The 23,951-nt window shown below is 72.5% G+C and carries 27 protein-coding genes; 7 read left to right on the top strand and 20 right to left on the bottom strand.

Annotated elements, in window-relative coordinates:
* Window positions 1-50: 50 nt before the first annotated feature.
* On the bottom strand, window positions 51-1,178 hold the full coding sequence (locus tag KDL28_RS09725; RefSeq protein ID WP_252437080.1) for a DNA cytosine methyltransferase: 1,128 nt from the start codon (window positions 1,176-1,178) through the stop codon (window positions 51-53).
* Window positions 1,179-1,260: 82 nt separating this feature from the next.
* On the opposite strand from KDL28_RS09725, the gene KDL28_RS09720 reads away from it, so the two are divergent.
* On the top strand, window positions 1,261-1,716 hold the full coding sequence (locus KDL28_RS09720) for a very short patch repair endonuclease (protein ID WP_372496931.1): 456 nt from the start codon (window positions 1,261-1,263) through the stop codon (window positions 1,714-1,716).
* Window positions 1,717-1,910: 194 nt separating this feature from the next.
* Window positions 1,911-2,780 carry an NgoMIV family type II restriction endonuclease gene (locus tag KDL28_RS09715; RefSeq protein ID WP_252437079.1) on the top strand — a complete coding sequence of 290 codons (870 nt, stop codon included), beginning with the start codon at window positions 1,911-1,913 and terminating at the stop codon, window positions 2,778-2,780.
* 23 nt (window positions 2,781-2,803) lie between these two features.
* On the opposite strand, the gene KDL28_RS09710 is transcribed toward KDL28_RS09715, so the two are convergent.
* From KDL28_RS09710 to KDL28_RS09685, 6 genes are all read right to left on the bottom strand, one after another.
* Entirely contained in the window at window positions 2,804-3,415 is a 612-nt protein-coding gene (locus tag KDL28_RS09710) for a DUF6339 family protein (protein ID WP_252437078.1), read from the bottom strand.
* 174 nt (window positions 3,416-3,589) lie between these two features.
* The gene (locus KDL28_RS09705) at window positions 3,590-4,486 is read right to left on the bottom strand and encodes a hypothetical protein (protein WP_252437077.1); all 897 of its coding nucleotides are present in this window, start codon (window positions 4,484-4,486) and stop codon (window positions 3,590-3,592) included.
* Entirely contained in the window at window positions 4,483-6,357 is a 1,875-nt protein-coding gene (locus KDL28_RS09700) for a hypothetical protein (RefSeq protein WP_252437076.1), read from the bottom strand. The genes KDL28_RS09705 and KDL28_RS09700 overlap by 4 nt, the downstream gene beginning before the upstream one ends.
* Window positions 6,354-7,346, bottom strand: coding sequence for a PD-(D/E)XK motif protein (locus KDL28_RS09695; protein WP_252437075.1), 993 nt, complete (start codon window positions 7,344-7,346; stop codon window positions 6,354-6,356). The genes KDL28_RS09700 and KDL28_RS09695 overlap by 4 nt, the downstream gene beginning before the upstream one ends.
* A complete protein-coding gene (locus KDL28_RS41420) occupies window positions 7,343-9,934 on the bottom strand; it encodes a Z1 domain-containing protein (RefSeq protein ID WP_252437074.1) in 2,592 nt (863 codons plus the stop codon). The genes KDL28_RS09695 and KDL28_RS41420 overlap by 4 nt, the downstream gene beginning before the upstream one ends.
* Window positions 9,935-10,056: 122 nt before the next feature.
* Entirely contained in the window at window positions 10,057-10,908 is an 852-nt protein-coding gene (locus KDL28_RS09685) for an SGNH/GDSL hydrolase family protein (RefSeq protein ID WP_252437073.1), read from the bottom strand.
* Between the two features lie 156 nt (window positions 10,909-11,064).
* Here KDL28_RS09685 and KDL28_RS09680 point away from each other — a divergent pair, with 156 nt between their 5' ends.
* Complete coding sequence (locus KDL28_RS09680; protein WP_252437072.1) at window positions 11,065-12,021, top strand: asparaginase; 957 nt, start codon at window positions 11,065-11,067, stop codon at window positions 12,019-12,021.
* A 3-nt stretch (window positions 12,022-12,024) separates the two neighbouring features.
* Here KDL28_RS09680 and KDL28_RS09675 read toward each other — a convergent pair whose 3' ends face one another.
* The 3 genes from KDL28_RS09675 to KDL28_RS09665 form a co-directional block, all read right to left on the bottom strand.
* Entirely contained in the window at window positions 12,025-12,486 is a 462-nt protein-coding gene (locus tag KDL28_RS09675; RefSeq protein ID WP_252437071.1) for a VOC family protein, read from the bottom strand.
* A gap of 39 nt (window positions 12,487-12,525) precedes the next feature.
* On the bottom strand, window positions 12,526-13,257 hold the full coding sequence (locus KDL28_RS41415; RefSeq protein WP_252437070.1) for an SUKH-4 family immunity protein: 732 nt from the start codon (window positions 13,255-13,257) through the stop codon (window positions 12,526-12,528).
* Window positions 13,258-13,323: 66 nt separating this feature from the next.
* Entirely contained in the window at window positions 13,324-14,166 is an 843-nt protein-coding gene (locus KDL28_RS09665) for a nitroreductase/quinone reductase family protein (protein ID WP_252437069.1), read from the bottom strand.
* 363 nt (window positions 14,167-14,529) lie between these two features.
* Between KDL28_RS09665 and KDL28_RS09660 the strand changes: the two genes are divergently transcribed.
* Complete coding sequence (locus tag KDL28_RS09660) at window positions 14,530-14,958, top strand: SRPBCC family protein (protein ID WP_252437068.1); 429 nt, start codon at window positions 14,530-14,532, stop codon at window positions 14,956-14,958.
* Window positions 14,959-14,979: 21 nt separating this feature from the next.
* Here the strand turns inward: KDL28_RS09660 and KDL28_RS09655 are convergent, their stop codons facing one another.
* The 3 genes from KDL28_RS09655 to KDL28_RS09645 all read right to left on the bottom strand — a co-directional run bounded on the left by KDL28_RS09655 (window position 14,980) and on the right by KDL28_RS09645 (window position 16,172).
* Window positions 14,980-15,297 (bottom strand): hypothetical protein, encoded by a 318-nt coding sequence (locus KDL28_RS09655; RefSeq protein ID WP_372496938.1) that lies wholly within the window; start codon window positions 15,295-15,297, stop codon window positions 14,980-14,982.
* A 193-nt stretch (window positions 15,298-15,490) separates the two neighbouring features.
* Window positions 15,491-15,880, bottom strand: coding sequence for a VOC family protein (locus tag KDL28_RS09650; RefSeq protein WP_308215975.1), 390 nt, complete (start codon window positions 15,878-15,880; stop codon window positions 15,491-15,493).
* Between the two features lie 10 nt (window positions 15,881-15,890).
* Window positions 15,891-16,172, bottom strand: a complete 282-nt coding sequence (locus tag KDL28_RS09645) for an ArsR/SmtB family transcription factor (protein WP_252437067.1) — start codon at window positions 16,170-16,172, stop codon at window positions 15,891-15,893.
* A gap of 132 nt (window positions 16,173-16,304) precedes the next feature.
* On the opposite strand from KDL28_RS09645, the gene KDL28_RS09640 reads away from it, so the two are divergent.
* Window positions 16,305-17,513, top strand: coding sequence for an RtcB family protein (locus tag KDL28_RS09640; protein ID WP_372496929.1), 1,209 nt, complete (start codon window positions 16,305-16,307; stop codon window positions 17,511-17,513).
* 30 nt (window positions 17,514-17,543) lie between these two features.
* Here KDL28_RS09640 and KDL28_RS09635 read toward each other — a convergent pair whose 3' ends face one another.
* On the bottom strand, window positions 17,544-17,903 hold the full coding sequence (locus KDL28_RS09635) for a hypothetical protein (protein ID WP_252437066.1): 360 nt from the start codon (window positions 17,901-17,903) through the stop codon (window positions 17,544-17,546).
* 132 nt (window positions 17,904-18,035) lie between these two features.
* On the opposite strand from KDL28_RS09635, the gene KDL28_RS09630 reads away from it, so the two are divergent.
* Window positions 18,036-18,629: an LURP-one-related family protein gene (locus KDL28_RS09630; RefSeq protein WP_252437065.1), complete on the top strand. Its 594-nt coding sequence runs from the start codon at window positions 18,036-18,038 to the stop codon at window positions 18,627-18,629.
* A 13-nt stretch (window positions 18,630-18,642) separates the two neighbouring features.
* Here KDL28_RS09630 and KDL28_RS09625 read toward each other — a convergent pair whose 3' ends face one another.
* The 5 genes from KDL28_RS09625 to KDL28_RS09605 all read right to left on the bottom strand — a co-directional run bounded on the left by KDL28_RS09625 (window position 18,643) and on the right by KDL28_RS09605 (window position 22,622).
* Window positions 18,643-18,975: a histidine phosphatase family protein gene (locus KDL28_RS09625; protein WP_252437064.1), complete on the bottom strand. Its 333-nt coding sequence runs from the start codon at window positions 18,973-18,975 to the stop codon at window positions 18,643-18,645.
* 31 nt (window positions 18,976-19,006) lie between these two features.
* Window positions 19,007-19,720 carry a M24 family metallopeptidase gene (locus tag KDL28_RS09620; protein ID WP_252437063.1) on the bottom strand — a complete coding sequence of 238 codons (714 nt, stop codon included), beginning with the start codon at window positions 19,718-19,720 and terminating at the stop codon, window positions 19,007-19,009.
* Window positions 19,721-19,914: 194 nt separating this feature from the next.
* Entirely contained in the window at window positions 19,915-20,553 is a 639-nt protein-coding gene (locus KDL28_RS09615; protein WP_252437062.1) for a PepSY domain-containing protein, read from the bottom strand.
* Between the two features lie 87 nt (window positions 20,554-20,640).
* Window positions 20,641-21,930 carry a sensor histidine kinase gene (locus tag KDL28_RS09610; protein WP_252437061.1) on the bottom strand — a complete coding sequence of 430 codons (1,290 nt, stop codon included), beginning with the start codon at window positions 21,928-21,930 and terminating at the stop codon, window positions 20,641-20,643.
* Window positions 21,930-22,622 carry a response regulator transcription factor gene (locus tag KDL28_RS09605; protein WP_252437060.1) on the bottom strand — a complete coding sequence of 231 codons (693 nt, stop codon included), beginning with the start codon at window positions 22,620-22,622 and terminating at the stop codon, window positions 21,930-21,932. The genes KDL28_RS09610 and KDL28_RS09605 overlap by 1 nt, the downstream gene beginning before the upstream one ends.
* Window positions 22,623-22,723: 101 nt before the next feature.
* Here KDL28_RS09605 and KDL28_RS09600 point away from each other — a divergent pair, with 101 nt between their 5' ends.
* A complete protein-coding gene (locus KDL28_RS09600) occupies window positions 22,724-23,209 on the top strand; it encodes a hypothetical protein (protein ID WP_252437059.1) in 486 nt (161 codons plus the stop codon).
* Here KDL28_RS09600 and KDL28_RS09595 read toward each other — a convergent pair.
* Window positions 23,199-23,948 (bottom strand): FkbM family methyltransferase, encoded by a 750-nt coding sequence (locus tag KDL28_RS09595; RefSeq protein WP_252437058.1) that lies wholly within the window; start codon window positions 23,946-23,948, stop codon window positions 23,199-23,201. The two genes, KDL28_RS09600 and KDL28_RS09595, sit on opposite strands and share 11 nt — an antisense overlap.
* Window positions 23,949-23,951 lie beyond the last annotated feature (3 nt).

Genomic DNA, 23,951 nt, shown 5'->3' with positions numbered 1-23,951 from the left:
GAGGTCAGCGGAGACTGACCTGCGCCGGCCGCCCGTCGTCCCGGTCGTCCTCAGGCCGCGGTGTCAGAGGCGCCGGTGCCACGGCGGTCGATGTGCTTGCGCAGGTGCACCGCGATCGCCTCGGCCAGGCCGACGGGGACGGCGTTGCCGATCTGCTTGGCGATCTCGATCTTCGATCCGCACCAGAGGAAGGTCTCGGGGAAGTCCTGCAGCAGCGCGGCCTCGAGGTGGGTGATGACTCGGTTGACCCGACGCTCGGGGTGCTCCGCGTCCCACTGCGGGTGCAGGTACTGGCCCTTCTCGGGCTTGAAGAACTCGGTGCGGATCGTCAGGGAGGGGTGGTCCCAGCGCATGCGACCCATGACGTCGGTGGTACCGGTCTTCTTCTCCCGCCAGCACCGCGGTAGGAGCTCGTCGGGCAGGTCGAACCGGCCGCCCCCCGGAGGGATGCAGTCGTAGCGCTGCAGGGACAGCTCTCGGGGATTGCGCCCGAAGTGCAGGTCCCGTCCCTTGAACACCCCGGGCACCCGTCGATCTTTGAACGTCGTCCACGACTCGGGGAGCTCGGTGGTGCCGACCTTGCCGGGCAGGCCGCCGATCCGTTCACGCACCGTGCGCCACGGGGCGCGCTCCATCATCGGAAGCTTGGAGTGGGTCGGCTCGGGCAATGCGATCCGCCCGATCCGGGAGCCGATGACGATGGTGCGGGGCCTGCGCTGCGCGACGCCGTAGTCGGCGGCCAGCAGCAGGCCGTGGGTGAGCTCGTAGTCCGCGAGCATGCCGCCGTCGGCCTCGTCGAGCAGGAGCTGGAACTCCGAGCTCCTCCGGAACCGCTCGACGTTCTCGATCACGAACACCTGCGGGCGAGCGACCTGGACGAACCGCAGGTACTGCTTCCACAGCTTGTTGCGCGGGTCGTCGACGTCGCGGCTGCCGAGGTTGGAGAAGCCTTGGCAGGGCGGGCCCCCGATGACCACGTCGGCGTCGGGGATCTGGTCGTCGGTGACGTCGGCGATGTCGCCCCAGTGCATGTGGTCGCCGAAGTTCGCGGCGTAGGTGGCCGCTGCGTGCAGGTTGTGCTCGACCGCGAACACCGGTTTGAATCGCTGACGGGTGAAACCCGCCGTCATCCCGCCGCACCCGGAGAACAAGTCGATCAAGGTCAGCGGGTCGGTCATGGAGCGATGCTAAACGGCGGGGCCGACAAACCTCCGCGGGCCGGCCGAGCCGCAGGTCGGCCGGTCTCTACACTCGCCCGACGTGCCTGCAGCACAGCCGAACGGGTCCTGGGCGTCCTCACCCGGGGTACGGGCCAGCATGCGCTCCAACCGCGGCCGGGACACCGGGCCCGAGCTGGCCCTCCGCCGCGCGGTCCACGCGCTCGGGCTGCGCTACCGCGTCAACACCCGCCCCTTGAAGCAGGTGCGCCGCACCGCCGACCTCGTCTTCACCAAGGCGAAGGTCGCCGTCTTCCTCGACGGCTGCTTCTGGCACGGCTGCCCCGAGCACCACACGGTCGCCGTCACCAACTCCGAGTTCTGGGCCACCAAGGTCGAGACCAACCGTCGCCGTGACCGCGACACCGACCAGCGCCTCCACGACGCCGGCTGGACCGTCGTCCGCGTCTGGGAGCACGACGATCCCCACACCTCGGCCAAGCAGGTCGAATCCGTCGTCCGTGCCCGAGCCGTGGGTCCTCGCCCCGGCGGGACGTGAGCACTGCGACGGGTTCGCCACCGGTCGGGTTGGGGTTCGTACCGAACGACTCCCTGCTCCGGTCGGGTCGGTCCGACCGACGAGGCCGGACTCACGGCCCCCACCTGACGGGACGTGATCCCGACCTCTGCGAGACTGCTCGCCGTCCATCGGCTCGGTGGGCTGGACGGTCGGTGCGTCGGTCAGGAGTCGTGGTGGAGCCCGAAGCGCTGTTCGCCCAGGAGCGGTCGAACTTCCACGCCGCTCTGCTCAACGGTGGGGTCCTCACCGTGAACGACGCCGGGGTCGCCAGCAACGCCGATAGCGGAAGCAAGGCCAGCAAGTCCTACGCACTGCACATCGCGAAGGCGTTGAAGTCCGAGACGGTCGCAGAGCGCCTGGCCGGCCAGACCTCGGGCGGGCAGTTCGAACAGGCCTGCTGCGACTTCCTCCGCGCGACGTTCCCGACCCTCGATCACCTGCGCCCCGGTGCCTGGAGCATCAGCAAGGTCGGCGGTCGTGGCCAGTCCGCCGGAGTCGCACGCTACGAGCAGTACGCCCACCTGGTCGAGCTCAACGAGGCGATCGAGAGCAACCCGTCCTTGCGCTCGATCTTGGGCACCGGCTACGCCATCGCCCCTGATGTCGTCGTCTCCCGCGCTCCCGTCACCGACCACGAGATCAACATCCGTCGACCGCTGGTGGATGACACCGTGGCGACGAGGGCGTCGCTGCGCGCCTCCGGCCAGCCGCATCCCCTCCTGCACGCGGTCGTCTCGTGCAAGTGGACGTTGCGCAGCGATCGTGCCCAGAACGCTCGCAGCGAAGCGCTGAACCTCATCCGGAACCGCAAGGGCCGCCTGCCGCACATCGCCGTGGTCACGGGCGAGCCGACACCGGCTCGGATCTCCTCCCTCGCCCTGGGCACCGGCGACATCGACTGCGTTTACCACTTCGCCCTGCCCGAGCTCATCGACGCCGTCCACGCCGACGGTGGCGGAGACACCGCAGAGCTACTGGACACGATGATCTCCGGTAACCGGCTCAAGGACATCGCCGACCTCCCGCTCGACCTCGCCGTCTGAGCTCACGCTCACGGGCGTCGACGTCAGGTTCGAGCCGCCCCACCTTCTGCTCGGCGACCCTCCTCACGGAGGGCCGAGACCGACAGGAACGCCTCCTGGCGGATCTGATCGCGCAACTCGGCGTCGCCGAGGGCGTCGAACTCGACCACCGCCGCGGTGCGCAGGAGACGCTTGACGACGTCGCGCAGCACCTGGCGGTCCGGGAATCCGCCCTTGTCCAGCGTCGGCCATATCTCGGCAAGCGTGCGGACAAGGGCACGACTACCGCCGAGCAGGGCCCGTCTGGCGTAGATCTGGTCGAAGTCGGACTCGTTGAACCGGCCGAGCAGACGGTAGGCGTCGGTTTCGTCGGGAACCGCCAGCAGGTGGGCGCGCCACCACAGACGGCCCCAGACGTGTCTGGTGATGTCGGAGGCGAGGATCCGTTCGTCGGGCGGATCGCGGTAACGCCAGTACGACACGTCGGGCAGGACGACGAGGGCCAGGAAAGCCCAGATGGGGCGAACTCCGGCCTCCGCCGCGACCAGCCCGGCCCGTTCGTGGAGCAGCCGGGCGACCTCGAGGTCGAAATCGGCGTGGTCGCGTCGGCGTCCGCCCCCCGGGAACCCGGATTTGCTCGGCGACCTCGACGACACGTCGGCGCAGGTCCTCCAGGTGCTCGCGCGGGACCCGGTGGCCGCCGGTGGCGGCGAAGACGGCGGATGGGTGGCTGAACGCGTGCCGCTCGCGGAGCTCGTCGATCGGAAGGGACGAGTAGCGACGGTGCATGTCGCGTGCTGCGGCCTCGAGCAGCCGGGGGTAGAGGATGCTCATGGACCGGCCAGGAGGTCGGTCGCACTCTGGACCCGCGTGCTGAGAAGCGCAGGATCGTGATCTCGCTCGCGCCGGACGGCCTCCAACGGCCGATCGGGGAACGTCGTCTTCAATACCGACGCGAAAAGTGCTCCGACGGAGCCGGTGGGGTACTCGAACTCGTCGTCGAACTCGTCGTCGACGACGGCTCGCTCGATGAGCGAGCGGATGACGTCGGTGCGCACGGCCGATAGGACCCGGCGATCGGCGTCCGCCGGATCCGCGGCGGCCGCGAGGGCGTCGGTGACGATCTCTCGACGTTGGTTGACGAGCAGCAGCACGGAGCCGAGGGCCTGAGCCTCCAGGTCGTGGCCGAGCTCCAGGTGCCAGGCCGCGCCGGTGGGGTACGGCAGGTGCTCGAAGTCGACCACGGCCAACGGGAAGAGCACCGCGTCGACCTGGAGCATCACCGAACGCGTGTCACGCCACAGCACGCTGCCGGGACGTGAGGGAGCGGCGGCCGAGCCGGAGGCGGTTCCCGGGGACCGCAGGGTGAGCACCGTCTCCAGGTCGAGCCGACCGCCGAGTTCCCCGCCCGGGAGGTCGAAGGCGATGCGGTACTCGGCCGCGTCGGCGGGCGGGACCGGGAACTGCCAGGCCCGGCCGCGCAGCGACGAACTGCTGGACGCCCAGATCACGGAGAGGACCAGTTGTGCGTCATCCCTGAGGCCGCACTCCCGACGAGCGCGCAGACCGTCGATGCTGATCGGCCGTCTGAGCGGCAGCACGGTCTCGTAGTCCCAGTCCGGGAGATCCGACGGAAGCTCGCCGGTGTCGCCCGCGTCGACCCGCAGCCACGGCCCCGCGGTGACCACGTCGTCCGGTGGTCTGCGGAACGGGTAGGCGCGACTCATCGGGCGTCCCCGTCGGCAGGGGTCCCGGTCACGGAGATGTCGGTGATGGTGTCGGGGACGGGGAGCACGATGAGATCCACCTCCGATGGGCTGTCCACGACGCACGTCTCGGTGGTGCGTTCGCCTGACGACGTGGACCAGGTGATGACCTGCGGTCGGGCGGCACCGACAGGGGCTTCGCCCTCGGTCGCCCGCTCGCCCAGGCCGATCGACAGGCGGGCCTGCAACCGCACCGGGCTCGGACCCGTCACCGAGAAGCGCTGGACGAGGACCACGCGACCGTCGCGCTCCTCGATCGCCGGAACGGCCAGGTCGCGCACGCGAACGCGGTCGCGGGGAGCTGGTGATGAGCGCGTGCCGTCTCCTCGCACGTCCGTGCCGTCCGTTTCGGACCCGCTGCCGCCCGCGGAGCGCGAGGAGCCGCGAGAGGTCGCTTCGGGACGGGCGAACGCGGCCGCGACGATGCCGCCGAGGAACGTGCTCGCCGCTCCGAGCGCGATGCTCTCGCCGCGTACCGAGGCCGTGACCGTCTTCTTGTAGCCCGTGAGCTGCTCCTTGATCCGCTTGAACGTCGTGCGGATGAACGTCTTCTCATGCCCTGACAGCTGCTCGTGCACCCAGTGGTCGTGCGTGGGGGGCTCAGCCGCGGCGTAGACGTCGTCCAGGTCGTCCATCGCGCGGAACACGCCCGCGTAGGCACGGTTGGGTGACCCGGTCTCGATCTCCGGGAGGTACCGGACGACCAGTTCGGGTGAGCGCATCAGGCAGATGTGGTGGGGGTCGCCGCTCACACCCGCGCAGTCGGCGGCGAGTGTCGCCGAATCGCGTGGCATCGGGACGACCCATTCCTCCTGGAGCCCGAAGCGGCCGAGCTGCCTCCGCGGGTTCCCGCACTCGAGCACCATCCCGTCGCCGTCCCGCTGCTTGCGGTACGCGGCGACGAACATCTCCAGCGGGTACGTCGCCGCGGGATCGGGGACGGGGAACTCCACGCCGGCCGCCACGACCTCCGCGCGGAGCCGGTCGTCGCCGCGCTCGGGCAACATGATCGGCCAGAGCTGCCAGCTGATCGTGTTCGCGAGGTGCGCGGCTACCTCGGAGTCGTCGTCGAAGCCGTCGAAATCGGGATCGAGCACGATCAGGGTCGTCCCCGATTCACCGTCGGCGAACGGCCGCAGCCCCAGGTTCGCGGCCACCTGGTCCGCCTCCGCGCCCAGGAGGGGCTCGACGTGGTCGTCTCGCACATCGCCCCACCAGTGGCGGCCGGTGAAGGGCTTCGACTCGCCACCGGGGTGCTCACGACCGTCGAAGGATTCGCGCAGCGCGATACCGATGAGTCGTGAGCGGAGCCCGGCCCCGGGTTCTTCCGTGCGGGTATAGACCAGGATCGTCCCGACCCGGGACAGGCGGTAGAGCACCGCCTTGCCGTAGCCGAACGTCCCACCGCCTTGGTGCGTGTCGCGCTTCTCGCCCACGTTGAGCACGAAGGAGATCCAGTCACGCCGGTCGACCGCCAGTTCATCGGCCCGTGTCGGCCCGCCGAGTCCCTTCGTGCCGCGGTCGACCACCGACAGCAGGCGGAGGTTCGGGGTCCTCACGAGCTTGCCGACGCCGAGATGACGGTCGGTGCTCGCCGGCGGGGCGAGCAGCCGTTCCCAGTTCGGGCGGTGCGACGGTGCGACGGTCGTGAGCTCGAGGCGGTATGTGGTCGGCGCGCCGGGGAGGCGCGCGTCCCACGAGTTCTGCGCCGTCTCCCGGACGAAGATCGTCAGCGGATCCACGGGCGGGCGGCCGAGCTGGTTGCGGATGCCCTCCGACGCGATGGTTCCGGTCGGGGGGAAGGGCTGCGACCACCAGCGCGGCGTCGTCACGACAGCTCCAGGAACGCCCGGGCCGGGTCGAGGTCGACGCGCGTCGCGGCGGCCGGAGCGCTGTCGAGGTCCACGTCGTAGTGGATCCGATCCACGCCGGCCAGGGTGGCGTCGCCGATCAGCCCGGCGGCGGTGACGCGGGGGAATCCGGGGCCGATCTCGAACACCCGCCGCTCGTCGACCTCGAAGAGCCTGCGGGAGTAGAGCTCGCGGTCGGTCGGGAGGTAGCCGGCCTCGCGGAGGGCGGCGAGGAAGCTCGCCTCGTCGTCCGTCGCGGCCATGATCTCGTCGATCAGGTCCGGCACTGAGCGGCCACCACCCGCACCGAGCCGGAACCAGACCAGGAGCAGGCGCCCCGACTCGGCGACGGCGAGCTGCCCCGCGCCGTGGACGCGGATCGTGCGGGACTCCGGTGAGACCGTCGCCTTTGCCTCCAGGGACAGCTTCCCCCGGTGGAAGTCCTGGGCGGTGCCCGAGGGGCCGGTCCAGAACGACACGGCCCCGTTGTCCAGCGCGACCATGGTGCGCAACAGCTCCAGCTCACCGAACAGCCCCGCGAGCTCGGACGGACCGAGCGTGCGCCGGGAGCCGGAGAGCAGGGACCGCCAGTCCGCCAGTGTCTGGCGGAGTGCGGTGACGGCGCGATCCGGCTTCGCCGCGATCCGTGTGACGACCTCGACGCAGAGCGCGGTGAACAGATCGGCGAGGCGGCCGTCGACGAGCGCCAGAACGGCGTATGTGCGGCGGCTGGTCGCGTCTTCCAGTACCCGTCGGCGCAACGTGACGGCGTTGCCGTCGACGTCTTCCCGGAGCGTGTGCTTGGCATCGATCGGGATGAGGAGGTTCCGTGAGCCGTCCTTGTGAACGGCGACGAGGACCGGACCCTGCGACGTGTCGGTCCCGCACGGCGCTGTCCGGAACAAGCTGACGGCGGGCTCGGCGGCGGCTTCGGCCCACAGCTCCTCCAACCGGGCGCCGCTCGGACTCACGAGTCCTGTTCCAGGATCGAGAGGTCTTCCTCCTCGACGACGACCTTGGAGAGGTCCGCGCTCATGTACTCGACGTCGGAGTCCTCGTCCTCGGGGTCCGGGAAGACCAGCGCCACGCCCATCACCACGTCGTCGGTGGGAGCGTCGAGGGGGACACGGCGTTTCGTGCCGGTGTCGGACATCGGCTCGATGGGGTACAGCAGGAGGAGTCCCTCGGTCGGGCGCTGGTCGGCGCGCAGCACGAGGAGGTCCTCACGGCTCATCGAGTTCGCGCGGTCCGTGTCGAGATCGAGCGCCTCGTCCCGACGGCTGGTGAGGGTCTTGATGTCCGCCACGCCGTCGAACTCGCCGTCGCCGTCGTAGTCGAGTCGTGAGCGTCGCACCATCCGAATGTCGATGCCACTCCCCAGGTCGCACCGCTTGGTGTCGGCGGTCGCCAGCGAGTTGCCGACGACGCCGACACTCCATCGGCCCAGGGACCCGGCGCGGACCCGGCGCCGGATGTACTCGGCCATCCGTGCGCCGTCGCCGTCCGACGACCGCTCGTGGAACGCGTACTCCGACAAGAACCGCAGGACGTACTCGTGCGGGACGTGGGTGAACAGCGCGGACTCACCGTTCGATCCGGTCCGGATCCCGTACTTCGCCGAGTCGGCGACGAGCCCGCGCGCAGCCGCGGCGTTGTCGACGAGCCGCTCGGCGCCGGCTGCGGTGACGTCGAAGAACCGGGACTCGACGAGCTGGCCGCCGTAGGCTGCGGTCGCCCGTACGGCACTCGTCATCTTGGCTTTGGCCGTGATGCTCATCTTCGGGTGTGTCCGGAGCCGGACGGCGAAGTTCAGTGGCGTCACCGACGGGTTCATGTAGCGGTTGATGTCCTGGCGCATCTCGGCCTCGACGGTCGCCAGGTGGCTGAACCACTCCTTCAGCTCGTTCGTCATCCAGATGCGCGGCAGGTCGCCGTAGTGGTTGCGGTATCCGAACCAGCGACCCATCTGCAGCAGGGTGTCGTAGGCCGACACCGCACGGACGAAGAGGCTTGAGATGAGACCTTCGAGGGTCAGGCCGCGGGAGAGGGTGTTGCCACCCACCGCGATCGCGGTGACCGGGCCGGACTCGTAGTCGAGACGGTCCGTGCTGCGGTAGTTGTCGATCACGATCTTGGTCTCGCGCACGACGCCGGGAAGCTCGGCCAGCAAGGCGTCGAACGGCACCGGCGTCTCGCCGAGGTCGGCCGCGGGGACGCGCCCGGTCTCCTTCTCCCAGGTCTCGCGCAGGCGCTTCGACAGCGGCGCGTCGTCCTGGGCGAGGCCGCGCAGCATGCGGGAGCGCAGATCGAGCAGCGGATCCTTGAACCGCTCGTGCACTGTCGTGTCCGTGGTCGTGTGGATGAGCATCGTCGAATGCGGGTTGCCGCCACCGCGAACGCGTCTGGCGGCGGTGGCGAGCCAGAACCACTCGACCGACCGGCGGAGTGAGTGCGTCATCCCCGGGTAGAAGCCGGGTGCGTCCTTCTTGGTCCGCGGCTTCAGCTCGTCGACCTCGGAGTCCGGGACCGTCCGGATCATGTCGAAGCCGCCCTCGAGGGCCGAGGCGTCCTCACCCGGCAGCAACTCCCGGCCGAACAGCACCTCCGTGCCGTGGTACCCCGTCGGCTGAGGCAGGTTGACGATGAAGTCCCTGGGGTAGAAGTCCTTCTCGTCGCCCGGGTTGATCAGCAGGTTCGCGAACGGCGTCGCCGTGTAGCCGATGTAGCCGACCTTGGGGAACTTGTCGAGGACGTCGAACAGCAGCGGGTTGATCTTCGACGTGGCGACGGTCGACTGATCGGCCTCATCGTCGATGATCAATGTCGGGGTCTTGGCGAGGTACTCGCCCGCCGAGTCGAGCCAGTCGCGGAGCTTGCGCAGGACGACGGCGTTCTTCTTGACGACGAGCAGGAGATGCTGGCCCTTCGAGGCGAAGTACGCCTTCGAGTTCCCACCCGGCGGGATGAAGTCCCGATTCTCGGTCGTCACCTCGTGCCACTGCGCCGGGTTCGCGTGCACCAGATCATCGCCGAGCCGGACCTGCGTCTGTCGCCGCAAGGTGTTGTGGATTCCGGACAGGACGATGAAGAGCTTGTAGCCGCGGTCGGCGGCCTTCGCCATTACAGCGGTGAAGTTGGTCGTCTTCCCGGACTGGACGAAGCCGACGACCAGGCCGCGGGTCCGGAACCCATCCTGCTTCGGGTGGTCGAGGAGCGCCAGGATCTTCGTGGAGGATGCATCGACCGACTCGATGTTGGCGTCCCCGAAGCCCTTCCTCTGCATGGACTTCACGATCGCCGGCCAGTTGCGATCCTTGGTCATGTCCGGACCGGTGTACCAGGTGATCCGCCCGTCGATCCACACGGATGGCGGCTCGTCGAGATTGCGGATCCGAACGGTCTCCGCCTCGTGCTTCGCGCGGACCCGCCGGATGAGCTCCGGCGCCATTCCGATCGCTTCGAGATCCTTGACCGCCTCCTGTGGTGAACTGACGTCGGAATACTTGAGGAAGACCTTGTAAGCCCTCTCGACCTGCGCGTCGGTCACGCCGTCAGCCACCTGATCTCCCTACGGCCTTTGTCCGGATCCTCCGGAGGCTAACCAGACCTCCGGAGCGCTGCGCGCCTGACCCACTCGTTCGATACCGACGCGCCGACCGGTCTCGAGGGGTGAAAGGAGGTTCAGAGCAGCGGGTCGACGGCCTCCGCCCACGCCGTCGCCATCTGCGCGTAGCCGTCGGCGTTGGGGTGGATGCCGTCGTCGGCCATCCGCGACGGATCGGACCAGAACGGGTCGTTCGTGTCCACGGTGGGGACGTCGTAGGTGTCCGCGACCTCCTCCACCACCGCGCCGAGCTCCTCGGAGAGCGCCGACATCTTCCCGACCTCCTCCTCGGTGACGTCGGGGAGCTGTTCGTTGAGGCGGGCGATGTCGACGGAGATGGGGCGCACCGACTGGTCGTCGGGCAGCCCGACGACCACGACCGCCCCGGCGGCCCGCAGCTCCCGCACCGTGCGGTCGAGGTTCGCGCGGTAGGTGGCGACGACGGCGTCCTCGTCGGCGCGCGGGGTCGGGTTCTCGGCCCCGCTGTAGGCGTACCAGAGGTCGTTCGAGCCGATCAGCACCGTGGCCAGCACCGCGGCCGGGGCTGCCGCCCTGGCGGCGTCGACGGCTTGGGCCAGTGGCGCCGGAGAACCCTCCTGGCCGTCGACCATGGCGGTGCTGTCCCAGCCCGACTGGCCGAGGTCGACCAGCGAGGAGCCCTCGCGGCCGGGGCGGGCGGCGATGGTCTCGACGAGCCGGCCGGCGAAGCCCAGGCCGCTGTCGTCGCCGTCGCCGGCGGTGAGGCTGTCGCCGAGGGCGATGACGGTGACCGGGCCCGGCGCCAGCGCCGTGGGCGCGGCGGTGACGGCGTCCGTCGACGGGGTGCCCCCGACCGCGTAGGGGGTGCCGGCGACCGGCTGGGCGGAGCACCCGGTCAGCACGAGCAGGAGGGCGGCGGCCGCCGTGCGCCGGGCGGTGGGTCGCGGCATCGGGCACTCCTGCGGCGTCGGTGGCGGTCGGGCCGCCGCATGCGTTTCCCCGGCGCGAAGGGAACGCCGTGAGCTCACCGGACCACTCGCCCCGGTCGGAGGGGGTGTTACGCCGCTCACCCGCGGCGGCGTCGACGGCTGCCTAGCATCCGGGTCATGACCGTCGCCCCGCTCGCCCACGTCACGCGCTCGGGCTTCCTGGAGTGCGTGCACCACGGCGCCGCGGTGGCCCTCGACGCCTCCGGGTCGGCCGCCGTGCGGGTGGGCGACCCGTCGGCGGTCGTGCTGCCGCGCTCGTCGCTGAAGCCCGTGCAGCTGCTGGCGATGCTGCGCGCCGGCGTGGACCTGCCCGGCCCGCAGCTGGCGCTGGCCGCGGCCAGCCACTCCGGCGAGCCCTTCCACGTCGAGGGTGTCGCGGCGATCCTGCGCGCCGCCGGGCTGTCCGAACAGGACCTGCGCAACACCCCGGACCTGCCCATCGAGCCCGGGGAGCGGCTGCGCTGGCAGTGCGCAGGCCGCGCCGCCGTCCCGATGGCGCAGAACTGCTCCGGCAAGCACGCCGCCATGCTGGCGACGTGCGCGGCCAACGACTGGCCGCTGGACTCCTACCTCGACCCGGCCCATCCCCTCCAGCGGCTCGTCCGCGAGACGATCGCCGAGCTGACCGGGGAACCCGTCGACGTCGTGGCCGTCGACGGCTGCGGCGCCCCGGCCTTCGGCACGACCCTGGACGGGTTGGCCCGCGCCTTCGCGACCCTCGCCCGCGCCGAGCCCGGCACCCCGGAGGCCCGCGTCGCCGCCGCGATCCGCGAGCACCCCGAGTACCTCGGCGGCACCGGACGCGACGTGACCGCGCTGATCCGCGCCGTCCAGGGCCTCATCGCGAAGGACGGCGCCGAGGGCGTCTACGCCGCCGCACTGCCCGACGGCCGGGCGGCGGCGCTCAAGATCGCCGATGGCGCGGCGCGGGCGCGGCAGCCCGTGATGGTCGCGCTGCTGCGCCGGTTGGGGGTCGAGGAGATCGCCGACGACCTGGCGCACGTAGCGGTGCTCGGGCACGGCGAGCCCGTCGGTGAGGTGACGGCCGCACCGTTCGACCGACCGGATCCCTGATCGTCAGTCCAGGCAGAACTCGTTGCCCTCCGGGTCGGCCATCACGATGAAGCCCTGGCTCATCGGGGGTGCCGGCTCGTCCCGGTGCAGCCGCTTCGCCCCCAGCGCGACGAGCCGGTCGCACTCGGCCTCCAGCGCCGCCATCCGCTCGTCGCCCTGAAGGCCGGGGGCGGCGCGGACGTCGAGGTGGACGCGGTTCTTGACGACCTTGTCCTCGGGCACCTGCTGGAAGAACACGCGGGGGCCGTGGCCGTCGGGGTCCTCGATGGCCGACCTGGTGTTGCGCTGGTCCCCGGGGACGCCGAGGCGGGCGAGGAACTCGTCCCACGCGGCCAGGGGGTCGGCGCCCGCGGGGAGGTCGACGCCGGGTGGGCCGGGGTGGACGTAGCCGAGGACCTCGGCCCAGAAGGACGACAGGGCGCGCGGGTCGTGGACGTCGAAGGTGACCTGGATGTGGCGGCTCATGGGGTCACCCTGGCACGGCTCGCGGACAGCTCCGGTCCGCTATCGACGGTGGAGGTCGACCGAGCCTTCGGGGTCCAGGGGCAGGGCGGGGCGGTCGGTGGTCAGGGTGATGAGGGCTTCGTCGAAGGTGTCGCCGAGGTGGTACTCGCCGGTCGGGTGGAACAGGAACGTCCGCCCGTCCGGGGCGACCGCCACCTCCGACGGGCCCTCCCCGTGGGTGCCGACGGGGAACAGTGGGATGCCGGTCTCCTCGGTGAAGCCCAGGTAGGCGCGGGTCAGCGGGCCGCAGGCCGGGTGCGGGAACAGCAGGCTGCGGTGCCCGGGCAGCGGCGTGCCCGACTCGTCGAGCTGGTCGAGGGTCAGGCCGCCGAACTCCTCGAGCACCTGGCGGGCCGTCGCCGAGAACGGGACGAGCCGCAGGTCGTCGGTGTGCGCGGCCATCCACGCGTCGACGGCGCCGGGGACGCGGCGGCCGGACTTCCAGCCGGCCCGGTGCAGCGAGCGCAGCGCCATCGGCGGGAAGCGCAGCTGGGCGGCCAGCCGGTCGGGGTACTGGGCGATGATCGTGCTGACCGGGATCGACGGCCACTGGGACAGCTCGCCGGTCTCCTTGTCGATCACCACGCGGGCGGCGCCGAGGCCGACCTGGGCGGGCTTCGGCCAGGCCACCCAGCCCTGGTCGAACTCCCGCAACCCGATCTCCACCTCGACGCCGCCGCGCGGCGCGGCCCAGCTGGCGGCGATGCTCGTCGCCTGCTCCCGGTCGATCACGTTCGCTCCTGCAGTGGTCCTGGAGCCGTGACGGTACCCACCGGTTCGGTCCGGTCATGACCGGGCTCAGCCGCCGGCGGCCATCCCGTCCAGGACGGGGACCAGCTGCTGCTCCTCGTAGTCCAGGTGGGCCTCCACCTCGCCGGTGAGCCGGTCGATGTCGGCCAGCAGGGCCGCCCGGTCCCGGTCCGGCTCCGCGAGCACGGCCCGGAGCTCGTCGAGCAGCGCGGCGATCCGCGCGTGCTCGTCGGCCAGCCGCTCGACGGCGTCGGTGAGGTCGGGGCGCATCCTGGCCAGCGCCGGGAACATCGCCGCGTCCTCGTTGCGGTGGTGGACGCCCAGGCCGTCGCACAGCGCCAGGCAGTTGATCCGCAGCTGGGCGCCGAGGCCGGGACCGGAGCGGGCGACCTCCGCGCGGACCAGGGCCAGCTCGCGGCGGAAGCCGTCGTGCACCAGCCGCAGCGCCGCACCCGGCGACGGGGCGGCGATGTCGGGCGGGCCGACGGGCACCTCGACGAGCGCGACCACCGGCAGCAGGCGGCCGGCCTTCTCCTGGTAGTCGCCCCAGGCGGGATCGTCCTCGACGACGCGGGCGAAGGTCTGCTCCCGCTCCGCACCGGTCAGCACGACGGCGTCGGCCGGGTAGCGGAACACGCCCGCCTCGACGTGGACGCGGGGGTCGGCCACCAGGTTGTGGAACCAGGCGGGGTGCCGCGGCGAGCCGCCTGCGGACCCGATGACCAGGACCCGGCCGTCGCGGTCGGGCAGGTAGCCCAGCGGAACCGTGTGCTCGTTCCCGGTGCGGGCGCCGGTGGTGGTGAGCAGCAGCAGTCGGGCTCCTTCGAACATGCCGCCGACGACCCCCGCATTGGCGCGGAACTCGTCGATGACGGGTTGGTTGAAATCCATTTCTCTCCTTTTTCGGGCAGGCTGAAGCCCCGCCGGGACAACGGCGGTTCTCGGGCATGGCTGGGGGCATGACGGCGTGCGGCGTCGCAGGTGGGAAGGGTGCAGGAGGCCGTCGAACGGCCAAGGAGCGCTATGGCGCGGGAAAAGGGTGGAACGGCGGGCCGCGGGCCCGCCCGGCCGTCACTCGGCGGCCGGGTGACTCTCTCGCTCGTGGCCCAAGGCCGACCCGGCAGTCACGGGGGATACCGTACTTCGGCGGCGGTGTCCGTGGCAAACGACCGTTTCCCGACGGCTTTCCCGCGCGGACGGGCGCGGCGGCGTACCGGATGCCGGCGCGGCCGCGGGCGACAACCGGAGGTGGGCATGCACGTCGTCGAGAACTCGATCGACATCGCGCGGCCGGTGGAGGCCGTCTTCGACTACTGCAGCGACATGCGCACCGAGGTCGACTGGAACCCGGCGGTGAAGACCATCGAGCTGGTCTCGGACGGGCCGGTCGGGCGGGGCAGCCGGTTCGTCGGGTCCTACTCGGGGCTGGGGAAGGCGACGATGGAGGTGGTCGAGTTCGCCCGGCCGACGACCTGGACGACGACCGCCACCGAGGCGTCGCTGCCGTTCCGGCTGATCGGCACGGTCGCCGAGGGCCCCTCCGGGTCGTCGCGGCTGACCATGCGCATCGAGCTCATGCCGAGGGGTCTGCTGGCCCGGGTGTTCGCGCCGCTGCGGGCGATCATGCAGCGCACGGCGAAGGGCGACCTGAACCGCATCAAGGCGGCGCTGGAGGCGGGGTAGACGTGGTCGCCGCCGGGGCGGTCAGCCCAGGTCGACGGTGACGGTGACCCGGCGTCCGTCGCGCCGGGCGACGGCGTGGCCGGTGCGGTCGGTGCCGTCGAGCTCCAGCGTGAGCGGGGCGCCGTCGCCGGTGAAGTTGCGCCACCAGTTCTTCCGGTCGGGCATCTGCACCCCGATCGTGACGACGTCGCCGGTGCGCCGGTAGCCGACGGGCGTGTGGAACGTCCTGCCCGAGCGGCGCCCGGTGTAGGTGGCGGTGGTGATGCGCCTGCGGACCACCGGTCCGAGGAGGCGGGAGCCCGCCAGGCCGGTCACCCCCGCGTTGAAGCACCCGACCACCTGCTGCACCGCTCGTCCGGATCGCACGTGGTCGACCCTACGCGCGGCATGCCGGACCTACGACCACCTCACCTGGCGCGGCACCGCGGCCGCCCGTGGTTCGCGGCCGTCCCCACGCCGGCCGCGGCGGCCGGGATCACCGAGCGCATCCGGGCCGGCCCCGCGGTCTTCGAGCGGATCTTCTCCGGAGCGGTCACTTCATGGCGGCGATCTGGATCAGGTTGCCGCAGGTGTCGTCGAAGACCGCGGTGACCACGGGGCCGAGGTCGGTGGGCTCCTGGGTGAACACGACGCCCGCTGCCTTCAGGCGCTCGGCCTCGGTGTGCACGTCCTCCACCGCGAACTGGGTGAACGGGATGCCGTCGGCGACCAGGGCCTTCTTGAACGGGCCCGCCGCCGGGTGGCCGTCGGGCTCCAGCAGCAGCTCGACGCCGTCGGGGTCGGCGGGGGAGACGACGGTGAGCCAGCGGGCCGCACCGGTCGGGATGTCGTTCTTCTTCACGAACCCGAGCACGTCGGTGTAGAAGGCCTCGGCCTTGGCCTGGTCGTCCACGAACACGCTGGTGATGTTGATGCGCAGCACGGTCACTCCGTCAGTCGTCGTTGATGGGCCACCGCTCGACGATCGAGCGCAGTGGGCTCGTGTCGAGGTGGTGGAACTTGTACCGGCCCTCGCGCCGGGTGGTGACCAGACCGGCCTCCTCCAGCACCGCGAGGTGCTGGGAGATGGCCTGCCGGGACGAGCTCAGGCCGTGCTTCATGATCAGGCGACCGCAGATCTCGAAGAGCGTCTGGCCGTCGGACCGCTGGAGCTCGTCGAGGATCGTGCGCCGCGTCGGGTCACTGAGTGCCTTGAACAGCTCCGCGGCGTCCACGGGTGATTTATATGCAAGTAACCACTTGCCTGTCAAGGCGCCGACCGACGGGGAACGGTGGAATGCGGAGGACAGCCGGGCGGCTGTGGATCAGACTCGGGACCGTACCGACGGGCAGCCGAAGGAGGCGCCGTGCACACCACCCTGACCGACTCCGCCGCGCCGATCCGCATGTGGCTGGACCCCGCCGAGACCGAGGGCGGCGCGATGCGCCAGCTGCGCAACTGCGCCGACCTGCCGTGGACCCACGGCGTCGCCGTCATGCCCGACTGCCACCAGGGCTACGGCGCCACCGTCGGCTCGGTGATCGCGATGCGCGACGCGGTGTCGCCGGGCGCTGTCGGCGTCGACCTCGGCTGCGGCATGAGCGCGGTGCGCACCGGGCTCACCGCGTCCGACCTGCCCGACTCGCTGGCCGCCGTGCGCGCGCAGATCGAGCGCGACCTGCCGGTCGGGCGGGGCCTGCACCAGCACGGCGCCGACCTCGACCGCATCGGCATGCGCGCGGAGACCGACTGGACGGCGTTCTGGGGCCGGTTCGACACCCTCGACGCGATCGACCGCGCGTCCTGGACCACGGCGGGCAAGCTGCGCACCCGGGCGCACCAGCAGCTGGGCACCCTGGGCGGCGGCAACCACTTCGTCGAGGTCTGCCTGGACGGCGACGACCGCGCGTGGCTGATGCTGCACTCCGGGTCGCGCAACATCGGCAAGGTCCTGGCCGACCTGCACATCGAGGCGGCCAAGGGGCTGCCGCACAACGCGGACCTGCCCGACCGCGACCTCGCCGTGTTCCTCAACGGCACGCCGGAGATGGTCGCGTACCGCAACGACCTGTACTGGGCGCAGGAGTACGCGCGGCTCAACCGCCGGGTGATGATGGAGCTGGCCAAGGCGGCGCTGGCCAAGGCGCTGGGCCGGGACGTGGCGTACGGCGAGGAGATCTCCTGCCACCACAACTACGTCTCGGAGGAGACCTACGACGGCCTCGACCTGATCGTCACCCGCAAGGGCGCGATCTCCACGGCCGGCGGGCGGATGGGCATCATCCCGGGGTCGATGGGCACCGGCTCGTACATCGTGCGCGGCAAGGAGAACGACGCCGCGTACCGGTCGGCGAGCCACGGTGCCGGGCGGAAGATGTCGCGCAACGCGGCGCGCAAGCTGTTCTCGGTCGCCGACCTGCAGGCCCAGACCGAGGGCGTGGAGTGCCGCAAGGACAGCGGGGTCGTCGACGAGATCCCGGGCGCCTACAAGGACCTGGACGCGGTGATGGCCCAGCAGGACGACCTGGTCGACGTGGTCGCCCGGCTGCGCACGATCCTGTGCGTGAAGGGCTGAGGGCGGGCCCGGACAGCGGCGGTGGGCCGACTACGACCGGGTGAGCCGCTCGGCGTGGTCGGCCTCCGCGTCGGCGACGACGGCCGGCCCGACCTCGCGCAGCCGCCACCGGGTGGTCGCGCCGCCCGGGCCGGTCAGCGCGCCCGCGCGCAGGGCCAGCTCGATGCGGGTGCGGACCTCGGCCTCCCGCTCGGGCTCGGCGGCGAACAGCACGCGCAGGTCGACGACGTCGCCGCGGCGCTCGGCGCGGGTGTGGTGCGCCGCGACGGGGCACGGCGGCTCGTGCTCCCAGTGCCCGCACAGCTCGGCGGTGACCGCGGCGCCGGGGGCGCGGTCGTCGCCGGCCGGGTCGAGTTCGACGGCGGCGCGGTGGGCGTAGGCGCGTCGCACAGTGCCTCCCGGAACTCGAATGCGCCACCCTAGCCCGGAATGCCGCTTTCGCCGTGAGACGCCCGCGGCGCTGGGGCTTTCGGCGAGAACCGGTCTGCCGGCCGGTCGCGGGTCGTGCCAGAGTCAGCGCCTGTGACGACGCCCGCCAACCGCTTCTACGTCCGCCAGAAGATCACCGTGATGGTCAACCGCTACCAGGTGCTCGGCGCGAACCCCGACGGCAGCGAAGGCCCGCTGCTGGCGTTCGCCCAGCAGAAGCGGATGAAGATCAAAGAAGAGGTCCGGTTCTTCGCCGACGAGTCGATGACCCGCCAGGTCTTCTCCTTCCGCGCCCGCCAGCGCCTGGACGTGCACGCCGAGCACGACGTCTACGACGAGCACGGCCGCCCGCTCGGCTACTTCAAGAAGCAGTTCGGCAAGAGCCTGCTGCGCTCCACCTGGGAGCTGCAGGGCCCCGGCGGCCTGCACGCCGTGGGCCAGGAGCGCCGCCCCGGGATCGCCATCCTGCGCCGCGTCTGGGACCTCATCCCCTACCTCGGCGACATCTGGGTGCCGTTCGTCTTCCACTTCGACTTCTACGACCAGCAGACCGGCAACCACGTGATGACCAGCGAGCGGATCAAGTCCCTCCGCGACCGCTACCTCATCACGGTCTCCGACCCGCGGCTGGACTTCCGGGTCGCCGCCTCGATGGCCGTCGCGCTGGACGCGCTGCAGAGCCGCTGACCGACCCCGCCGGTCACACGGGGAGGTGGCCGGCGTCGTTGTAGCGGACCAGCACGGGGCCGCGGTCGCCGCGGTAGCGCAGCACGGTGAGCGCCGCGTTGTCGTCCTGCAGGGACAGCCACGCGTGCGCCGGCGCGCCCAGCGCGGCCGCGGCGAACCAGCGGATCGGGTTCCCGTGCGTGACCAGCAGCAGGAACCGGTCGCTGTCGCCGACGGCGGAGAGCCCTTCGACGGCCCGGGCCGCCTGGCGCGGCCCGTCGGTCAGCGCGGCCGGCAGGTCGCGCTCCCAGGACTCGAACCACCCCCGGTGTGCCTGGCCGAGCAGGTGCAGCTCGGTGATCGGCATGCCGCGCATCGTGGCAGAGCCGCGGCGGCGGTCAGCGCCGGACGCTGAGCAGCTGCTCGAAGAATCCGCCGATCCGCCGCTCCCGGTCGACCAGGTGGACCTCCAGGATCCAGTGCGCCCGCCGACCGGCCGCGTCGGTGCGGCGCATCGGGTGGTCGCTGCCGGGGGCGATGTAGCTCTCGATGCGCTCGCCGTCGATCCACTCGTGCGGGAACTCGCCGACCAGGTGCCCGCTGTGCGCGCCGCCGAACTCCCAGCCCGCCGCCGCGGCCAGGCCCACGACGTGCGCGTACAGCTCGGCTCCGCTGATGTCGGGGTGGGCCTCGAAGTGCTCGCGCCCGGCCAGCCAGATCGGCTCCAGGTCGTCGCGCAGGCGCTGCTTGACCGGGTCGTCGCCCAGGACGTAGGTGCGGCCGAAGTCGGCCTCCCACTCGCTGAAGATCGGGCCGAGGTCGAGGAAGACGATGTCGTCGGCCTCGATGTGCCGGTCCGGCGGGTTCTCCCGGTACGGCTCCAGCGTGTTCGGCCCGGACCGGACGATCCGCTTGTGCCAGTGCCGGTCGGTGCCGAACAGCTCGGCACCCAGGTCGCGCACCTGCCGGCTGACCGCCGACTCGGCCGCCCCCGGGGCGATCAGCCCGCGCGCGACGACCTCGTCGAACAGCGCGACCGCCTTCTCCTCGGCCTCGACCAGGCTGCGGGCGCGGGCGTCCTCGTCGGCGGTGGTGGGTGCGGTTCCCGTCATGTCCCCTCCCGGAGCGCTCGCCCCGAGGCTAGATCGCCCACGCGGGTCCGCCCACCCCTGCTCGCCCGGCCCCGGTGACAGGAAAGCCACGTTCCGGACGGATTCGGTCCTGAACGTGGCTTTCCTGTCATCCCGCGGGCGGTCACCGGGGCGGCGGGCGACCCGAGGGACGGGGTGTCGTGAGGGCGCAGCGATCAGCCGCGGCCGCGGCCGCCGTGGTCGTCGTCCCGGTCGTCGTCCCCACCGCGGCCGTGCCCTCTGCGGTCGTCGTCCCGGTCGTCGTCCCGGTCGTCGCCGCCGTGGCGGCCGCCGTGGTCGTCACCGCGCCGGTCGTCGCCGCCGCGGTTGCGGCGGTGGTCGTCGACGGTCGGCGGGGCCGGGGCGGCGGCGCCCGGGGCGGGCACGACCGTGACGGGCGGGGCGCTCGGCGCGCTGGTCGCGGTGCTCGGCGAGCCGTCGGTGTCGTGGCGGGTGACGGCGCCCGACTCGGCGTCCACCCGCACGTCGTGCGCGACACCGTCGCGGACGACCTCGACCTTCCACTCCAGCCTGCCGTGCTCGATCTCGTTCTCGATCTTCGTGACCTCCCCGCCGCCGACCTCGGCGACCGCGATCACCCTGGCCTCCTCGACGGGCACGGCGGTCCGGCTGGGATCGGAGGTGGTGGGTGGCGAGCTCGTCGTGGTCGGGGCCGCGGCGTCGGTGGTGACCGAGGCCGGCTGGGTGATCATGGTGGGCACGTCGGTCGTGCCGAGGGCGAAGGCGACGCCGCCCGCCGCGATCAGGGTGGCGGCGGCGATCCCGGCGGTGGTGGCGAAGTCTCGGATGCTCACGGTGGGGTCCTCTCCGGTCTGTCGCGGACGGGATCCACGCTCGTCGACGGCCGGCTATCCGCGCGCTGCACGACCCCTAAGGACCGGCTATGGCCGCCGGGGAGGGCCCAGGTGCAGCACGACCTGCAGCCCCCCGAGCGGCGAGCGCCCCAGCTCCAGCCGCCCGCCCGCCCGCTCGGCGGCCCGCCGGGCGATGTCCATGCCCAGCCCGGACGAGCCCGCGCCGCTGGCCCCGCGGCGCGGGGCGGGGCCGGAGGGCAGGCCGGGGCCGGCGTCGCCGACCGTCAGCACGGCGCCGCCGCCCCCCGCGGGCACCAGCGCGACCTCCAGGGCGGTGCCGTCGGGGGTGTGCGCGAAGACGTTGCCCAGCAGCGCGTCGACGGCGGCGTCCAGGTCGGCCCGGCCGATGCCGACCGGCAGCGGTCCGTCGGCCACCCGCACGGCCACCTCCCGGTCGGTGTCCTCGGCCAGCACGGACCAGAACGCGGTGCGCTCCCGGACGGCGACGGCCGCGTCGCAGGCCGCGGACTCCGGGCCGGGCCCGGAGCCGCGGCGGCGGGCCTGCTCGATGGCCCGGGTGACGGCCCGCTGCACGCCGTCGACGCCGGCGCCGACGCGGGCGGCCTCGTCCGGGTCGGCCAGCGCCTCGGCCTCCAGCCGCAGCGCGGTCAGCGGGGTGCGCACGCGGTGGGCCAGGTCGGCGACGGTCTCGCGCTCCTCGCGCAGCAGCTCCACGATCCGCCCGGCCAGCCCGTTGAGCGCGCCGGCGACCACGCCGAGCTCGCCGGGGCCGTCGGTCGCGGCCCTGGCCGCCAGGTCGCCGCCGGCGAGCCGGTGCGAGACCGCGGCCAGCTCCGTCGTGGCCCGCACCAGCCTGCGGCCCAGCCGGTCGGCCACCACCAGGCTGATCGTCAGCAGCCCGACGGCCAGCCCGGCCAGCAGTAGCCAGGACTGTGCGACCCCGGCCCCGAGCTGCTCGTCGGGGATGAACGCCCTGGCCACCGCGCGGGTGCCGGTGCCGCTGGCCACGGCGACCACGACCTCCCGGCCGCCGTCGACGTCGCCGGTCGCGCTGAAGCCCCGTGCGGCCAGCTCGACCAGCGGGGTGCGGGTGGCGGGCGAGCCGAGCACGGTGCCGTCGGGCAGCAGGACGCTGATGTCCGCCGGTGAGGTGGCGTCGACCTGCACGACCGCGGCGTCGAGCTGGGCGCGGTCGGTGGTGGCCACCAGGGTGATGAGGGCCTGGGCCTCCCCGGTGGCCGACTGGGTGGCGCGCTCCGCGGCCACGGTGCGCAGCAGCAGCGCCAGCGGCACCAGGAACGCCACCAGGACGATCGTCGTCGTCGCCGCGACGAGGACCAGCAGCCGCCTGCGCACTACCGGGCGTCCCCGTCCGGGGCCGACACCCGGACCCCGACCCCGCGCACGGCGTGCAGGTAGCGCGGCTCCTGCGCGGTCTCGCCGAGCTTGCGGCGCAGCCACGACAGGTGCACGTCGACGGTCTTGTCGGCGCCGCCGTAGGGCAGCTGCCAGACCTCGGTGAGCAGCTCGCGCTTGCTCACCACCCGATCCGCCCGCGCCGCCAGGTAGTGCAGCAGCGCGAACTCGCGCGGGCTCAGCTCGAGCTCGACCCCGTCGAGGTGGGCGCGCTGGGCCCGCGGGTCGATCCGCAGCCCGCCCACGACCACCGCCGGGTCGGCGTCGGTGACGGCGCCGCGGCGCAGCACGGCCCGGATGCGGGCGTCGAGCTGGGCCGCGCTGAACGGCTTGACCAGGTAGTCGTCCGCGCCCGCGTCCAGCACCGCGACGATCTCGGCCTCGTCGTCGCGGGCGGTGGCCACGATGACCGGGACGCGGCTGGCCCCGCGCAGCATCCGCAGCATGGTGGTGCCGTCCATGTCGGGCAGGCCCAGGTCGAGCACCACCAGGTCGGGCCGGTCGGCGACGGCCTGCCCGAGGCCGGTCAGCGCGGTCGGCGCGGACGCGACGGCGTGGCCGCGCTCGCCGAGCCCGCGCATCAGGGCGGCGCGGATCATCGGGTCGTCCTCGACGAGGAGCACCTGGGCCACGCGCGAACGGTAGGCCACCGCACCCGCCCCCGCGGGGATCGCAGCGCGCCCCTACCGCTGCGTTAGCCGCGCCTTAGGGGACGGCCGGGCATGCTGGCCGGGTGCCTCCCACCGCCCGCACCGTCACCGGGGTCCTGGCCTGGCTCGGGGCCGTGGTCGTGGCCACCGGGACGGGCCTGGCCGCGGTCAGCGCCATCGGGGTGAGCATCGTGGGCGCCGACCAGCAGGTCCTCAGCCCGGCGGACGTCGAGGGCAGGCTGGCCGCGGCCGGTGCCCCCGCAGGCCCGGTCCCGACGACGGCGCCATCCCCAGGGACGTCCACAGGGACCTCCACAGGGTCGTCCACAGCGCCCTCCACAGCGCAGCCCCCGGCGCCGACGGCGTTCCCCACCGACGGGGGAACCGTCGTGGCCCGCTGCGTGGACGGCGGCGTCGACATCGTCACCGCCTCGCCCGCGCAGGGCTGGCGCATCCACGACGAGGCCGAGGAGGACCGCGGCCGGGTCCGGTTCGAGGCCGGCGGCCGCCGGATCGAGCTGCGGCTGTCCTGCTCCGGCGACGAGCCGCAGGCCCAGGTCAGGAACTGACGCGCACGGCGTACACGTCGCCGGAGGGGGCGTCGGGCGGCAGGTCGGCCAGCACCCGGCGCATGCCCTCGGCGTCGAGCCAGCGGCGCTCGACCAGCCGGTGCTGCTCCCCGGTGGCCCGGTTGAAGCGGTAGCGGCCGAGCTCGCCGATCCGGTCGAGGCACTCGTCGGCGACGGCGCGGGTGGCCGGCAGGTACTCGAACGACAGCGCCCGCACGGGCGTGGTCAGCCCGCCCAGCACCTCGGCCTCGTAGCCCTCGACGTCGACCTTCACGAACCCCGGCTCGCCGTGCTCCTCGATCAGCGACTGGATCGTCCGCACCTCGACGCTCGTGCCCTCCGACCAGCGCACCCAGGAGAAGCCGGGGTCCTCGCGGACGTCGTCGAGGAACGCCGACGACATCGTGGTCACCGTCGGCGTGCGCTCACTGATCATCAGTGACGCCTCGCCCGGCGTGCGGCCCAGCGCCGCGGGCACGATCGTGACGCCCGGGTCGCGGCCGTAGAGCAGGCCGAGCAGCCGGACGAAGTCGGGCTGCGGCTCGACGGCGACCACCCGGGCGCCCAGCTTGCGCCAGGCCCGGACCCGGTTGCCCGCGTGCGCCCCCACGTCGAAGGCCAGCGAGCCGGGCTCGACGACGTGGGAGTAGAACCGGCGCATCCGCCCGGCCCGGAACGGCACGCCGTAGTACATGCCCAGCGACCGCGCCATCCCCCATGCCCTCGCCCGACCGCTCACCCG

Source organism: Pseudonocardia humida (assembly GCF_023898865.1).
GTDB classification, from domain to species: domain Bacteria; phylum Actinomycetota; class Actinomycetes; order Mycobacteriales; family Pseudonocardiaceae; genus Pseudonocardia; species Pseudonocardia humida.
Note: the sequence above shows the minus strand (reverse complement) of the source record. Positions and strands in the feature narration are given on the sequence as shown.

Excerpts from the sequence above, each read along its gene's own strand:
- KDL28_RS09675 (WP_252437071.1), bottom strand. The coding sequence starts at position 12,486 with ATGAGCCGCCACATCCAGGTCACCTTCGACGTCCACGACCCGCGCGCC.
- KDL28_RS09665 (WP_252437069.1), bottom strand. The coding sequence starts at position 14,166 with ATGGATTTCAACCAACCCGTCATCGACGAGTTCCGCGCCAATGCGGGG.
- KDL28_RS09625 (WP_252437064.1), bottom strand. The coding sequence starts at position 18,975 with ATGCCGATCACCGAGCTGCACCTGCTCGGCCAGGCACACCGGGGGTGG.
- KDL28_RS09620 (WP_252437063.1), bottom strand. The coding sequence starts at position 19,720 with ATGACGGGAACCGCACCCACCACCGCCGACGAGGACGCCCGCGCCCGC.
- KDL28_RS09660 (WP_252437068.1), top strand. The coding sequence starts at position 14,530 with ATGCACGTCGTCGAGAACTCGATCGACATCGCGCGGCCGGTGGAGGCC.
- KDL28_RS09685 (WP_252437073.1), bottom strand. The coding sequence starts at position 10,908 with ATGCCGCGACCCACCGCCCGGCGCACGGCGGCCGCCGCCCTCCTGCTC.
- KDL28_RS09725 (WP_252437080.1), bottom strand. The coding sequence starts at position 1,178 with ATGACCGACCCGCTGACCTTGATCGACTTGTTCTCCGGGTGCGGCGGG.
- KDL28_RS09705 (WP_252437077.1), bottom strand. The coding sequence starts at position 4,486 with ATGAGTCGCGCCTACCCGTTCCGCAGACCACCGGACGACGTGGTCACC.
- KDL28_RS09680 (WP_252437072.1), top strand. The coding sequence starts at position 11,065 with ATGACCGTCGCCCCGCTCGCCCACGTCACGCGCTCGGGCTTCCTGGAG.